This is a genomic window from Bibersteinia trehalosi (genome assembly GCF_004346205.1).
Taxonomy (GTDB): domain Bacteria; phylum Pseudomonadota; class Gammaproteobacteria; order Enterobacterales; family Pasteurellaceae; genus Bibersteinia; species Bibersteinia trehalosi.
Genome location: NZ_SMAM01000005.1, coordinates 179,211 through 193,647 on the forward strand (window position 1 = coordinate 179,211; position 14,437 = coordinate 193,647).

Consider the following 14,437-nt stretch of genomic DNA (forward strand, 5'->3'; position numbering starts at 1 on the left):
TTTACAATAAATTGAGTATGAAAAAAAATCGAAATCCACAACAAAAACAGGCATTAGGCGAAGTTCGAATCATCGCAGGGCTTTGGCGTGGGCGTAAATTGCCCGTATTAAACGCCGAAGGGCTACGTCCAACCACCGACCGAGTAAAGGAGACTCTCTTTAATTGGTTGATGATGGATATTGCAGAAAGCCGTTGCTTAGACTGCTTTTCAGGCAGTGGCTCACTTGGGATTGAGGCCTTATCTCGCCAAGCACAAGCGGTGGTTTTTCTTGAAAAATTTGCAAATGCGGCTAATCAACTTAAAAAGAATTTACAGGCGTTAAAAACCGAAAAAGGCAAAGTTTTTAACACCGATAGTTTGCTGTTTCTTGCTCAAAAAAATAGCGAAGCGCCTTTTGACATTGTGTTTATCGACCCCCCTTTCCATCAAGGTTTTGTCCCTCAAGTCTTGCAATCATTAGCAGAAAACGGCTGGCTTGCGGAAAATGCATTAATTTATGTGGAGACGGAAAAAACACATGCACCGCTATCTCTACCTGAAAATTGGCAAATTTTAAAAGAGAAAAGTGCAGGGCAAGTAGTAAGTCGTTTAATCCAAACACGATAAATGTGATTTACTTCAAATTTTTGTAAGATTAACCATTACTGAAGCAAAATTTCTTCTATAATCCAAATTTATGAAGTTTTATTTCAAATTACTATTATGAGGAAGAAATTATGCGTTTAGTACCATTAGATAGCGCAGAACAAGTCAGCCGCTGGGCTGCTCGTTACATCGCTGATAAAATCAATGCTTTCCAGCCAACAGCTGAAAAACCATTTGTCTTAGGCTTACCAACCGGCGGTACGCCATTGGCAACTTACCAAGAACTCATTAAGCTCTACCAAGCAGGTAAGGTCAGCTTTAAACATGTAGTGACGTTTAATATGGATGAATACGTGGGTTTGCCTGCCGATCATCCTGAAAGTTATCACACTTTTATGTACAAAAATTTCTTCCAATATATTGATATTCCTGAAGCGAATATCAATTTGCTAAATGGCATGGCCGAAGATATTGAAGCAGAATGTGCACGTTATGAAGCAAAAATCCGTGCATATGGAAAAATTCATCTCTTTATGGGGGGGGTGGGTGTTGATGGGCATATCGCTTTCAATGAGCCAGCCTCTTCACTTAGCTCGCGAACTCGAATCAAAACACTCACCGAAGATACTTTGCTCGCCAATTCTCGCTTCTTTGACGATGATATTAATCAGGTGCCAAAATTTGCCTTAACTGTTGGTGTGGGAACTTTACTTGATGCAGAAGAGGTCTTATTGTTAGTTACAGGCTATAATAAAGCACTGGCGTTACAAGCAGGGGTAGAAGGGCCGGTGAATCATTTATGGACAATTTCTGCGCTACAACTTCACCGCCGAGCAATTATTGTCTGCGATGAGCCAGCTACTCAAGAACTGAAAGTAAAAACCGTCAAATATTTCAAACAGTTAGAGCAAAATATCGCTCGTTAAAAAGGATAAATTATGACCCATTATGCGTTAAGCAACTGCGTTATTTATACCGGCGAAAAGGTGCTATATCAGCATGCAGTAATAATTCAAGACGATAAAATTGCCGCGATTGTGCCACAAGAAAGGCTACCACATGAGATCACGCGAATCGATCTACAAGGCGCAAATCTTTCAGCAGGTTTTATTGATCTGCAACTCAATGGCTGTGGAGGGGTGATGTTTAATGAGGACACCAGCGTTCGCACGCTCGAAATTATGCAGGAAACTAATTTGAAATCAGGCTGTACCAGCTATTTACCTACCTTTATCACCGATACTGATGAAGGTATGAAAAGGGCGGTACAAACCATGCGTGAATATTTATCCCAATACCAAAATCAGGCATTAGGGCTACATTTGGAAGGGCCTTATTTAAGCGTTGCCAAAAAAGGTGTGCATCGCCCCGAATATATCCGCGAAGCAAGCGCTGAAATGATCGACTTTTTTTGCAAAAATAGCGATGTCATCACCAAAATGACCATTGCTGCTGAAAATGCCACAATGGATTATTTACCGAAATTAAAAGATGCAGGTATTATTGTTTCCGTTGGGCATTCCAATGCAACCTACGCACAAACCAAAGCACGCATTGAGCAAGGTGTAGGATTTGCGACCCATCTGCATAATGCGATGTCGCCAGTAAGTAGTGGGCGTGAAGGTGGTGTCGTAGGGGCAGTATTGGATAGTGATATTTACGCAGGTATCATCGTCGATGGTTTACATGTTGATTGGGGTAATATCCGCATTGCGAAAAAAGCTAAGGGCGATAAGCTCATTATTGTGACGGATTCTACCGCCGCTGCTGGAGCGAACATTGAGCAGTTTATCTTTGTGGGCAAAGTTGTTAAAGTCATTGATGGCAAATGTGTTGATGAATTTGGAGCTTTAGGGGGAGCTTCGATCACCATGATCGAGTCGATCCGCAATGTGATCCAGCATTGTGATATTTCTCTTGAAGAAGCGATCCGAATGTGTACGCTTTATCCTGCCAAAGCCATTCATGTTGAGGATAAATTAGGGTCTATTGAAGTTGGAAAAATCGCTAATATCGCTGTTTTTGACAATCAATTTAAAGTGATTGGTACCGTGGTGAATGGCGTTTGGAACGCAAATTAAGTCATTTTTTCCAACAAGCGGTTAAAATCTACAAAATTTCTGCAAATCTTGCTTGCTCTCAATCTTCTTTTTGCGTAGAATTGTCGCCCTATTTTGTATGAATTTAAGCGTGCCTAGCGCAAACCCTTATGGATAAGCAAATGGCACAAATTAGCGGAGTAAATATGTACGCAGTTTTCCAAAGTGGCGGCAAACAACACCGAGTAAGTGAAGGTCAAGTTGTTCGTTTAGAAAAACTTGAAGTAGCAACTGGTGAGAAAGTTGAATTCGATTCAGTGTTGATGGTCGTTAACGGTGAAGATGTTAAAATCGGTACCCCAGTTGTTGCTGGTGGTAAAGTAGTGGCAGAAGTGGTTGCACACGGTCGTGGCGAAAAAGTTCGCATCGTTAAATTCCGTCGTCGTAAACACAGCCGTAAACAACAAGGTCATCGTCAGTGGTTCACCGAAGTGAAAATCACTGGTATTCAAGCATAATTTCAGAGGAGATCTAGAAGATGGCAACTAAAAAAGCTGGTGGTTCAACTCGTAACGGTCGTGATTCTGAAGCTAAACGCCTTGGTGTTAAACGTTTCGGTGGCGAATCAGTATTAGCAGGCAGCATCATCGTGCGTCAACGTGGTACTAAATTCCACGCAGGTCAAAACGTAGGTATGGGTAAAGACCACACTTTATTCGCAACTGCCGATGGTAAAGTAAAATTTGAAGTAAAAGGCGATAAAAATCGCAAATATGTAAGCATCATTGCTGAATAATCTTCAGAAGCTATTTAAGAACCCTGCATTTAGCAGGGTTTTTTACTGGCTACAATTCAAAGAATAATACCATCGCCTGAAATATCACTCTTTAAATAGACGACCAAGTAAAAGTGGTCTGAATTATCTTGAGAAAAGCAGATAACAAGCGGTGACATTACTAACATATTTTGCAAATGCACACTCCGAAGCCTCGTATCCCTAATAAGGGAAATTTACTTGGCACAACACTACACGATCTCTACTAATTTTGCGAAATCATCAAATACATAATCAGGCTGACTATCAGCAATTGGCAAATTGTAATTATAGCCATAGGTGAGCCCAACACTTTGACACCCCACCGCTTTTGCAGCAAGGATATCGTTCTTAGAATCTCCTACAAAAAGCATCTCATATGGATATAAACCAAATTTTCCACACAAATAATAGAGCGGCGCAGGGTGTGGTTTAATTACGGGGAGTGACTGCCCACCGAGGCTTTCTACAAATAAATGATCAATTTTAAATGCTTTTAATACTGGCAAGACATGTTTTGTAGGTTTATTGGTGACTACGGCGAGTAGATAGCCCTTGCTATGCAGAGCTTCTAATGTTTCCCGCACATTTGGATATAAACGGCTTTTATTACACACATTTTTACCGTAATGGCTGCTAAAACACTGCTTTAATTGTTGTAGTTTTTCACCTTGAAATTCATCAGATCTTCCTGTCCATTCTAGCGCTCTTGCTAACAAGATATCAGCCCCATTCCCAATCCAAGTGAGTACCAACTCTTCTGGTGCATTCGGTAATGCAAATTCGCTCAATGCTGAATTTAGCGATAAAGCCAGATCAGGTAAACTATCTACCAATGTTCCATCAAGATCAAACCCAATAAGTTTAAATTTCATTCTATACTCCTCATACAAGCGATTAAATTAGGCAACCGAGCTATTCTACTCTAATCTCACCTGATTTTCCTTAGCCTACTCTCTACTTTATGCTGTTCTTATGCTATGCTAACCACCGTTTTTCTGTCTTTTATTTGGGTATTTTCAACTATGTGGCTAACATTTCTCGCAGTATTATCAGTGTCCTTTATTACACTGATGGCTATGCGTCCTGTTGCCGAAAAGATAGGCTTAGTCGATAAGCCCAATTTCCGTAAACGCCACCAGGGCGTTATCCCACTTATCGGTGGCATCGCCCTCTATCTTGGTAACCTAGCCTTCTATCTTTTAGAATGGCAACAAATGCGATTACCCGAACTTTATCTAAGCGCTTTAACGATCTTATTAGTCATTGGAGTATTAGATGATCGTTTCGACATCAGCCCATTTTTACGTGCGGGGATCCAAGCTCTGCTTGCTGGCGCAATGATTTATAGCGGTTTATCTATCGAAAATCTCGGACAGCTCATCGCCCCATTTAGTCTAGAAATCGGTGCATTAGGCATTGTTCTCACCGTGTTTATCACCATTGGTGTAATTAACGCTTTTAATATGATTGATGGGATTGATGGCCTACTAGCGGGTTTATCTAGTGTCAGTTTTGCTGGGTTAGGCACATTAATGTATCTTGATGGGCAATACAATATTGCCGGTTGGTGCCTAGCAATTATCTTAGTATTACTTCCCTATGCACTGTTTAATTTAAGTCTGTTTGGAGCAAGATGGAAAGTCTTTATGGGCGATTCAGGAAGTACGTTAATTGGCTTTACCATTATTTGGATTCTGCTCCTTAGTACGCAGGGACAGGGCCACCCAATTAGCCCAATTACGGGCTTATGGCTGATTGCTGTACCATTAATTGATATGGTAGCCGTCTTCTTCCGCCGTCTAAAAAAAGGAAAAAGCCCCTTCCGTCCAGATCGCTTGCATATCCATCATTTAATGATGCGTGCAGGTCTTTCTTCCCGCCAAGCGCTTGCCGTAATCACATTTGGCTCAGCACTTTGTGCCGCTTTTGGCGTGCTGGGAGAAGTCTATTATTGGAACCAATGGGTGATGTTTCTCTCTTTCGTTTCTCTGTTTTTCTTATATTCTTATTCTATTGTGCATGCGTGGCGGATTACTCGTTTTGTGCGCCGTCATAAACGCCGTGCTAGAAAAAAACAACTTATTTAAGGATCTATCATGCAATCAGAACAAACTCAAAATACCGTAAAAAGTGGCTTTATGACCAGCTTCCTCACAGCGCTTATTCTAGCCGCCAGCGGCGCTGGTGCAGGCTATTGGCATGCAACTTCACAGCCGCAGCAGTGGAAAGCTACAGCAAAATTTGAAGCGCCAAAAGTTGCCGATCTGGGCAACTATTTCTCATTACTAAGCACCTATACATTAGTACAAAATGATGGCAAAGCAGATCCTAATTTAGAGCAAAATGTCACACAGGCCGCCTTTACTGAATTTACACGCCAACTCGCTTCAGCGGATAACCGCCAACAGTTCTTAAGTAATAATGCGATAATAAAGCAGATTGCCGAAGTGCATAACAAACCCTTGAATGAGGTTGTAAACCAACTAAGCGAAAAACTGCAATTCAACCCAGCAGATAACAGCTTAAGTTTTGCGCTGGTTAATCCGACTCAGTCCGTACAAGTATTAAATGAGTTCATTGCTTTAACTACAGAACAAAGCCGTAAAGTATTAAATGATGATTTAGTTGCGAAATGGAAGTTCTTATTCCAAAATGTAAAACAATCAGCAGATGCAAATTTAGGTGAGAGCTGGAAAGGTAAATTGAATTTAATGCAGTCAGTTCAACCATTAGATAATCAATTGACCGCGTACCATTTTGAGCAAAAACCAAGCCCAGCAACTAAAGCAGAACAACCCGACAACCTTACTGAATCCATTGGGTTCGGTGCAGGCATCGGATTTTTATTGGGCTTACTGCTTACCTTATTCCGCCGGAAATAATGAGCAAAATAAAAACTCTCATCGTATTCGGTACGCGGCCTGAGGCAATCAAACTCGTTCCCTTAATTAAGCTCCTGCAACAAGATAGCGCGTTTGAATTGAAAATCTGCAACACAGCTCAGCATCGCCAGATGCTTGATCAGGTGTTGCAGCTATTTGAGATTGCTCCAGACTATGATTTAGATTTAATGCAAGCTGAACAAGATCTTGGCGATCTGACTAGCCGAATTCTGCAAAAAATGCATGCCGTGTTAAGTAAATTTCGCCCTCATCTCGTCATTGTTCATGGCGATACAACAACCAGCTTTGCAACTAGCCTCGCGGCTTTTTACCAAAAAATTCCCGTAGCACATGTGGAAGCTGGTTTACGCACCTATCAGCGCTATAGCCCCTTCCCTGAAGAAATCAACCGGCGTTTAACTGCTGTACTTGCCCAGTGGCATTTTGCTCCAACCTTCAGTGCAAAACAGCATCTATTAAATGAAGGGATCCCTGCTGAACAAATTTGGGTCACAGGTAATACTGTAATAGATACCTTACAACAAACTTTGCAAAAAATTCAGCAAAATCCAGCGCTTGTTCAACAATGTGCAAGCTGCTATCCATTCCTGAAGCAGGATAAAAAGCTCATATTGGTTACAGGGCATCGGCGAGAAAGTTTCGGCGATGGTGTGGAACAGATTTGTCTCGCAATTGCTAAGCTTGCTCACCAATATCAAGATGTACAATTTGTCTATCCTGTTCATCTCAATCCGCATGTGCAGGCACCTGTTTACCGACTACTCGGCAATATTGAGAATGTATTTTTAATCAAGCCACAAGAGTATGTGTCGTTTGTCTATCTAATGGAACAAGCTTACCTTATTTTAACCGACTCTGGCGGTATTCAAGAAGAAGCAACCGCATTATCAAAGCCTGTGCTGGTTATGCGCGAGACAAGTGAGCGCCATGAGGCAATTCATGCAGGCAGTGTAAAATTAGTCGGCACAGATGCCATGCGTATTGTGCAACATGTGCAACAGCTACTTGATGATCAAACAAGTTACCAAGCAATGACACAAGCCCAAAGCCCTTATGGCAATGGGCAGGCCAGCCAATATATTGTGCAAATTCTCAAGCAAGGATACAAATTCCAATATGATCAATAAACTCTGCGTTATCGGCTTAGGTTATATCGGCTTACCCACTGCAACCGTTTTTGCACTGGCAGGCAAACAAGTTATCGGCGTAGATACCAATCCACAAGTGATTGAGAGCTTAGCCCAAGGGAAACTGCACTTTCTTGAACCCCAGCTTACAGAGAAGCTACAACAAGCGCTCCAAAGTGGCTATTTTTCTGCAAAATCTCGTCCTGAAGCTGCTGATGTGTTTATTATTGCTGTTCCAACCCCATTAAATGATGCCCAACAGCCAGATCTGAGCTATATCCGCCAAGCAAGTGAAAGCATTGCTCCAGTGTTGGCTAACGGCAATTTAATCGTATTGGAATCAACCTCACCTGTTGGCACGACAGAACAATTAGCCCAATGGTTAAAAGAGCTCCGCCCAGATCTCTCTGAGTTACTTTTTGCCTATTGTCCCGAACGTGTGTTGCCAGGAAAAATGATGCAAGAGATCTATCATAACGATCGTATTATTGGCGGTTTAAGCGCACAAGCCACTGCGCAAGCGGTACATTTATACCAAATTTTTACCAAAGGTGAATGTGTGCCTACCAGCGCTCGCTTAGCAGAAATGTGTAAGCTCACCGAAAATAGTTTCCGTGATGTCAATATTGCGTTTGCGAATGAATTATCATTGATCTGCGATCATCTTAATATCAGCGTGTGGGAGCTGATTCGCCTTGCTAATCGTCACCCTAGAGTCAATATCTTACAACCTGGAGCTGGGGTTGGGGGGCACTGTATTGCAGTCGATCCCCATTTCATCGTGGCGCAATCCCCGAAGCAGGCTCGTTTAATCCACATGGCACGCACGGTAAATGACAGTAAACCAGCATGGGTAATTGAAAAAGTCAAACTAGCTGTAGCAGATTATGCGATGGCTAACGATAAAAAGCCAAGTGATATTCGCATTGCTTGTCTAGGTTTAAGCTTTAAAGCTGATGTTGATGACCTACGAGAAAGCCCCGCACTAGAAATTACCCAAAATTTGGCTCAATGGCATCAAGGTGAACTTTGGGTGGTTGAGCCCCATATTCAACAATTACCAACCATTTTGCAAAATAAAGCAAATTTAGTACCGCTTGCACAAGCATTACAATCTGCGGATGTGGTGGTTTTACTGGTAGATCACCAAGCCTTCAAACAGATGCAAGCACCGGAAAACAAAGTAATCGTGGATACTCGAGGCATATGGCTGCGTTAGAAAAAAATATGCTTGGCGTAGTCGTTCCAAGCCAGTGGGAAAGCGCGTTTTTTGGTAGAAAGATTGGTACACTACAATTTTCCCATTCACCATCTTGGTTACCTCATCAGCATTACGATTTAATCCAAGCCAAAATTGCCTGTCAGGCAAAAACGCAAATTAGCTTGCTCCAACAGCAAGGGTTTGAGTTAGTCACCGGTGAAGTGGATTTCTGCTTTACACTTAGCACATTACCTCTCCCCGCCCACCCTTTTTGCTATGCAAGCACACAAGATATACCAGCCTTGCATAAATTGTTTGAATCTGCTTTTCCACATAGCCGTTTTCGTCCTCCTTACTTCAGCTTAGCAGAACAACAACATTTCTATCGTCATTGGATTAGCCAAGCTGTACAAGGAACTTTTGATGATATTTGTTTGCTTGAAAAAGTAGATGATGTCATTTGTGGCGCAATTAGCGTGCGTCTTCATGCCAAGATTGCCCGTATTGGTTTACTCGCCGTCTCACCAAACTTTCAACGCCACGGCGTAGCAACTCGTTTACTTCAAGCAGCAAAACAATGGGCTAAGCAGCAGAAAGCTGATTCTCTTTGGGTTGCGACACAACCGGAAAATCATGCGGCAATAGCCTGCTACCAAACGCTCGGAGCAAACCAACAAGCTTGTTATCATTGGTTTTACAAACGCAATATTTAACGAAAAACATTGCCAAACGTTTAACTTTGCGTTCTCTCAAATAAATGCACAAAAAGCAGAAATTGGAAATGATTTACCTTTCAAGCTGTTATATACTCGTTGCAATTGTCGTCTATTCTTAAATATGGAGGAGATCCTATGACTACACTTTTTACTACTGCTCAAAATTGGTTAGCGCAAGATCCCGATGTGGAAACCCGTGCAGAACTGGAAGCATTGCTCAATCAAGCACAAGCTGGTGATGCTAACGCTCACAAAGAATTAGCAGCACGCTTTGATGGCCGTTTACAATTTGGTACAGCTGGTCTACGTGGTCGTCTCATGGCTGGCTCAATGGGCATGAATCGCGTATTAGTTGCACAAGCAGCAGGCGGTTTAGCTGATTACCTAAAAGAATATGATAAAGAACCATCTATTGTAATTGGTTACGATGGCCGTAAGAATTCAGATGTTTTTGCACGCGATACAGCAGAAATTATGGCTGGAGCAGGTATTAAAACTTACTTGCTATCACGCAAATTACCAACACCTGTTCTTGCTTATGCTATCCAATATTTTGATACCACTGCAGGAGTAATGGTGACAGCAAGCCACAATCCACCAGAAGATAATGGTTACAAAGTATATTTAGGCAAAGCAAATGGTGGCGGTCAAATCGTTTCTCCGGCAGATAAAGATATTGCAGCGTTAATCGACAAAGTCGCTGCAGGCGATATTCGTCACCTACCACGCAGCCAAGATTTCACCATCTTAGATGATGAAATTGTTGATGCTTATATTACTAAAACAGCAAGTCTTGCCAAAGAACCTGAGGCTGACATCAACTATGTTTATACAGCTATGCATGGTGTAGGCTACGAAGTGTTAAGTAAAACCTTAGCAAAAGCTGGTTTACCACAACCACATGTTGTTGCAGAGCAAGTATGGCCAGACGGTACATTCCCAACAGTAAACTTCCCTAACCCAGAAGAAAAAGGCGCATTAGACTTAGCAATTAAAGTCGCCAAAGAGAAAAATGCCGAATTTATCATTGCCAATGACCCAGATGCAGACCGTTTAGCAGTAGCAGTGCCGGATGCGCAAGGTAACTGGAAGCCTTTACACGGTAATGTGATTGGCTGTTTCTTAGGTTGGTACTTAGCGAAGCAGTACCATGCACAAGGTAAACAAGGTACATTAGCTTGCTCATTAGTTTCTAGCCCAGCATTAGCTGAAATTGCTAATAAATACGGCTTTAAATCAGAAGAAACCTTAACTGGCTTTAAATATATCGGCAAAGTAAATGGCTTATTATTTGGCTTTGAAGAAGCATTAGGTTACTTAGTCGATCCAGATAAAGTACGCGATAAAGATGGTATCTCCGCGGCAATTGTTTTCTTAGATTTAGTTCGTAGCTTGAAAAAACAAGGCAAAACCCTTGCTGATTACGCTAACGACTTCACTGCCGAATTTGGTGCTTATGTCAGCGGACAGATCTCTATTCGTGTAAATGAGTTGCCAGATATCGGCAAAATGATGACTGCGCTGCGCAATGATCCCCCAGTAGAAGTGGGTGGGTTTAAAGTAGCACAATTCATCGACCACACTAAAACTGACCGCGCAAGCGACATCTTGGTATTCGTATTAGAAAACGGCAGCCGTTTAATCGTGCGTCCTTCCGGTACTGAACCAAAAGTGAAATTCTACTTAGATGCACGCGGCACTGATCCGAAAAATGCCGATGAAGTATTGGCACAGTTTGACGAGTCTGTACGCCAGATTCTCCGCCAAGAGAAGTACGGCAAACAAGACTGCTAATCGCAACTGAATTTAGGGAGAGCTTCGGCTCTCCCTTTTTTAAAGGAGATGAGAATGGCTCAAAAAATTATCTTAGACTGTGACCCAGGGCATGATGACGCGATTGCGATGATGTTAGCTTGGGGAAATCCTAACATTGATTTATTGGCTGTTACGACCGTAGTTGGTAACCAAACCTTAGAAAAAGTATCTCGCAACGCATTAGCCGTGGCGGAAATTGCGAATATTCGTCATATTCCATTTGCGAAAGGCTGCCCTAGACCATTAGTACGAGAAGTCGAAAACGCACCAGATATCCATGGTGATTCCGGAATGGATGGCCCGTTATTACCTGAACCCACTCAGCAATTTTCAGATAAACATGCCGCACTTTTAATTATTGAGCTGGTGATGTCATACCCTCCCAAAACAATCACATTAGTACCAACCGCTGGCTTAACTAATATTGCTTTAGCAGCACGATTAGAACCACGAATTATTGAACGAGTAAAAGAAGTGGTGCTCATGGGCGGTGGTTACCATACAGGGAACTGGAGTGCAGTAGCAGAATTTAATATTAAGATCGATCCTGAGGCTGCTCATATTGTCTTTAATGCCGGCTGGAAAGTTACCATGGTAGGGCTTGATCTCACTCACCAAGCTCTTGCTACGCCTGATGTGGTGGCTCGTTTTGCTGCACTTAACAGTAAACCGGGGAAATTCGTGGTAGAGCTGCTTGAGTTTTTCGGAAAAATGTATAAGCAAGCGCAAAACTTTGATTCTCCACCAGTACACGATGCCTGCGCTGTGGCTTATGTCATTGACCCAACATTGATAGAAGTGCAACAAGTACCAGTGAATATTGAATTAACAGGCACGCATACATTAGGAATGACGGTAGCAGATTTCCGTTATCCTCCTAAACCGTGCAATACTTGGGTAGCAAAAAAATTAGATACCGTGCGTTTTTGGGATGTCGTGATTGACTCAATTAAAAATTTATAGCATGGCAGCCTGAGCAAAATTAAGGGTAATTATCCCCTTCAGCCACAAGTGAAGGCTTATACCAAATAAGGTATACTTGGCATGCCTAATGTCAATCCTCTTAATTAAACGTTATGAAAAGCTTCTTTCCTCTGTTTTTCTTACTTGCAAGCGGTTCAGTTTATGCAAAAAATTGCATTGAGTATCTAAATAAGTCGCCATTTCATATTGCTCGAGTAGATCTCAACTGCAAAAATATAGAACTTCTTGGTTCAGAAAAAAGCGATAACGGTAAAACTGTTTCTGAATTTGCCAATAAATATCAAACAAATGTTGCCATTAATGCGAATTTCTATTGGAAAGATTATACGCCAATTGGGCTTGTGGTTAGCAATGGCAAACGTTGGTCAAAATATGGTGATACACGTTCTCGAGTGGTTTTTGCTTGTGATAAAGCGAATAACTGTTTTATTGAGGATAAAAATAAAGCAACACCACTAAATAAAAAATGGCAACTCGCCATTGCCGGTTGGCACTTTTATAATGCGAAAACAGGAAAATTTGAATGCGCGCCCACAGATAAAGTTGGCTGTAAGCAGGATATTTATGACGGCAAACATCCTCGTACTATGCTCGGCTTAGATGAAGAAAAGAACTTACTTTATCTGGTGGTTGTAGAAGGAAGGCAGCTCACTTTTCGAGGTGTCTCGCTAGATGAATTAGCAACGCTTGCAAAAAATCTGGGGCTCTCACGCGCCATCAACTTAGATGGTGGCGGAAGTTCAGGCATGGTAGTCGAAAACAAGCGGGTCAATTCTTTACCAATTCTGCAAGGTAGTGAACGACAAGTAGCGAATCATTTTGGCGTGAAACTTAAATAGCAAAAAACCCAGCTAAAAAGCTGGGTTTTTCTATCCAAAGCAAATTATTTGATTTTTGCTTCTTTGTAGATAACGTGTTTACGCACAACTGGATCAAATTTTTTGATTTCCATTTTTTCTGGCATATTACGTTTGTTTTTAGTTGTAGTGTAGAAGTGACCGGTTTCTGCAGTAGAAACTAAACGGATTTTCTCACGATTACCTTTAGCTGCCATTTCTCAACTCCTTAGATTTTTTCGCCACGAGCACGGATTTCAGCTAATACTGCATCAATGCCTTTTTTGTCGATAATACGCATACCTTTCGCAGTTAAACGTAAGGTTACGAAACGGTTTTCGCTCTCAACCCAGAAACGGTGAGTATGAAGGTTAGGTAAGAAACGACGTTTAGTCGCATTCATTGCGTGTGAGCGGTTGTTACCAACTGCTGGACGCTTGCCGGTTACTTGGCAAACTCTAGACATTTGAATTTCTCCAATAATTTTAAGCTTAAAAATGGTTCGGGCGATCAGGCACAAAAAAAGCCGCTCAACTGGCTTTTCCGTTTGATTGCCTCGTCAGGCATTAACCCGACCACAGACATTTAAAGACCGCAGATTATACAGATCTTCTCCCCTCCCTTCAAGGGGTAAATGAAGGAATTTCCAGCTCCAACTTCTCTTCAGCAAATGAAAAATAGTCTCCTTTCCCGACAATAATATGATCTAGCATCCGAATATTGAACAGTTCACAAGCACTTTCAATTTTTTGTGTCACACTTCTATCTGCTTCACTCGGTTCACAACTACCGGAAGGATGATTATGTGCAATAATAATTGCCGCTGCATTATATTTCAGCACTGCTTTGATAATTTCTCTAGGATGTACTTCTGTCTGATTTACCGTACCAAAAAACAACTTTTCAATTTTAAGTAAGCGATGCTGATTATCTAAAAATAGCACCATAAAAACCTCACGTTCATCATTTTCTAATTCTGCCTGTGAGTACATTACCGCTAACATTGGGTCGGTGATCGTGTCATTCTTCTCCATCTGCTGCACAAGATAACGTTTAGTCATCTCTTTCGTTGCTTGCAACTGGATATACTGAGTCTGCCCCAACCCCTTTACTTGACAAAATTGCTCAATATCTGCGGTTAATAACCCTCTTAAGGAACCAAATTTCTGCAATACATGCTCAGATAACGTCATCACAGGTATATTTTTTATACCTGTGCGTAAGAAAATCGCGAGTAATTCAATATCACTTAACTTATCAGCCCCGAAACGTAATAATTTCTCTCGTGGCATTAAATTCTGTTCTTCTTGGTTCATTGCTTATCTTATCTGAGTAAAATTCAGCCACAGATTAGCGAATTCGCTCTACTTCCTCAAAAAATTTTTGTTAATTTTCGATCGAGATCGAAAAAA

The 14,437-nt window shown here is 41.6% G+C and carries 17 protein-coding genes; 13 read left to right on the top strand and 4 right to left on the bottom strand.

Going from position 1 to position 14,437, the window contains the following annotated elements:
* Positions 1–17 precede the first annotated feature (17 nt).
* The 5 genes from rsmD (at position 18) to rpmA (ending at position 3,422) form a co-directional block, all read left to right on the top strand.
* A complete protein-coding gene (gene rsmD / locus EDC51_RS06750) occupies positions 18–608 on the top strand; it encodes a 16S rRNA (guanine(966)-N(2))-methyltransferase RsmD (RefSeq protein ID WP_131928517.1) in 591 nt (196 codons plus the stop codon).
* A 110-nt stretch (positions 609–718) separates the two neighbouring features.
* The gene (gene nagB, locus EDC51_RS06755) at positions 719–1,513 is read left to right on the top strand and encodes a glucosamine-6-phosphate deaminase (RefSeq protein ID WP_015433397.1); all 795 of its coding nucleotides are present in this window, start codon (positions 719–721) and stop codon (positions 1,511–1,513) included.
* Positions 1,514–1,525: 12 nt separating this feature from the next.
* Complete coding sequence (gene nagA, locus EDC51_RS06760) at positions 1,526–2,668, top strand: N-acetylglucosamine-6-phosphate deacetylase (protein ID WP_131928518.1); 1,143 nt, start codon at positions 1,526–1,528, stop codon at positions 2,666–2,668.
* Between the two features lie 164 nt (positions 2,669–2,832).
* The gene (gene rplU / locus EDC51_RS06765; protein ID WP_005711422.1) at positions 2,833–3,144 is read left to right on the top strand and encodes a 50S ribosomal protein L21; all 312 of its coding nucleotides are present in this window, start codon (positions 2,833–2,835) and stop codon (positions 3,142–3,144) included.
* Positions 3,145–3,164: 20 nt separating this feature from the next.
* Positions 3,165–3,422: a 50S ribosomal protein L27 gene (gene rpmA / locus EDC51_RS06770; protein WP_015433401.1), complete on the top strand. Its 258-nt coding sequence runs from the start codon at positions 3,165–3,167 to the stop codon at positions 3,420–3,422.
* Positions 3,423–3,652: 230 nt separating this feature from the next.
* Here the strand turns inward: rpmA and EDC51_RS06775 are convergent, their stop codons facing one another.
* Positions 3,653–4,315: a phosphoglycolate phosphatase gene (locus EDC51_RS06775; protein WP_015433403.1), complete on the bottom strand. Its 663-nt coding sequence runs from the start codon at positions 4,313–4,315 to the stop codon at positions 3,653–3,655.
* Between the two features lie 150 nt (positions 4,316–4,465).
* Here EDC51_RS06775 and wecA point away from each other — a divergent pair, with 150 nt between their 5' ends.
* The 8 genes from wecA (at position 4,466) to EDC51_RS06815 (ending at position 13,028) form a co-directional block, all read left to right on the top strand.
* Positions 4,466–5,530, top strand: a complete 1,065-nt coding sequence (gene wecA, locus EDC51_RS06780; RefSeq protein ID WP_025266722.1) for a UDP-N-acetylglucosamine--undecaprenyl-phosphate N-acetylglucosaminephosphotransferase — start codon at positions 4,466–4,468, stop codon at positions 5,528–5,530.
* 9 nt (positions 5,531–5,539) lie between these two features.
* Positions 5,540–6,325: a hypothetical protein gene (locus EDC51_RS06785; RefSeq protein ID WP_131928519.1), complete on the top strand. Its 786-nt coding sequence runs from the start codon at positions 5,540–5,542 to the stop codon at positions 6,323–6,325.
* Positions 6,322–7,473, top strand: coding sequence for a non-hydrolyzing UDP-N-acetylglucosamine 2-epimerase (gene wecB, locus EDC51_RS06790; protein ID WP_131928520.1), 1,152 nt, complete (start codon positions 6,322–6,324; stop codon positions 7,471–7,473). The genes EDC51_RS06785 and wecB overlap by 4 nt, the downstream gene beginning before the upstream one ends.
* A complete protein-coding gene (gene wecC / locus EDC51_RS06795) occupies positions 7,463–8,692 on the top strand; it encodes a UDP-N-acetyl-D-mannosamine dehydrogenase (protein WP_131928521.1) in 1,230 nt (409 codons plus the stop codon). Before wecB ends, wecC begins: the two co-directional genes overlap by 11 nt.
* Positions 8,680–9,387, top strand: a complete 708-nt coding sequence (rffC, locus tag EDC51_RS06800) for a dTDP-4-amino-4,6-dideoxy-D-galactose acyltransferase (protein ID WP_131928522.1) — start codon at positions 8,680–8,682, stop codon at positions 9,385–9,387. The genes wecC and rffC overlap by 13 nt, the downstream gene beginning before the upstream one ends.
* Positions 9,388–9,525: 138 nt before the next feature.
* On the top strand, positions 9,526–11,184 hold the full coding sequence (locus tag EDC51_RS06805) for a phospho-sugar mutase (RefSeq protein WP_131928523.1): 1,659 nt from the start codon (positions 9,526–9,528) through the stop codon (positions 11,182–11,184).
* Positions 11,185–11,238: 54 nt separating this feature from the next.
* Entirely contained in the window at positions 11,239–12,168 is a 930-nt protein-coding gene (uriH, locus tag EDC51_RS06810; RefSeq protein WP_125135222.1) for a uridine-preferring nucleoside hydrolase UriH, read from the top strand.
* 113 nt (positions 12,169–12,281) lie between these two features.
* Entirely contained in the window at positions 12,282–13,028 is a 747-nt protein-coding gene (locus EDC51_RS06815; RefSeq protein ID WP_131928524.1) for a phosphodiester glycosidase family protein, read from the top strand.
* 44 nt (positions 13,029–13,072) lie between these two features.
* On the opposite strand, the gene rpmG is transcribed toward EDC51_RS06815, so the two are convergent.
* The 3 genes from rpmG to radC form a co-directional block, all read right to left on the bottom strand.
* On the bottom strand, positions 13,073–13,243 hold the full coding sequence (gene rpmG, locus EDC51_RS06820; RefSeq protein ID WP_015433412.1) for a 50S ribosomal protein L33: 171 nt from the start codon (positions 13,241–13,243) through the stop codon (positions 13,073–13,075).
* A gap of 11 nt (positions 13,244–13,254) precedes the next feature.
* Positions 13,255–13,491, bottom strand: a complete 237-nt coding sequence (gene rpmB / locus EDC51_RS06825) for a 50S ribosomal protein L28 (protein ID WP_006251446.1) — start codon at positions 13,489–13,491, stop codon at positions 13,255–13,257.
* Positions 13,492–13,648: 157 nt separating this feature from the next.
* Positions 13,649–14,341 carry a RadC family protein gene (gene radC / locus EDC51_RS06830; RefSeq protein WP_015433414.1) on the bottom strand — a complete coding sequence of 231 codons (693 nt, stop codon included), beginning with the start codon at positions 14,339–14,341 and terminating at the stop codon, positions 13,649–13,651.
* Positions 14,342–14,437 lie beyond the last annotated feature (96 nt).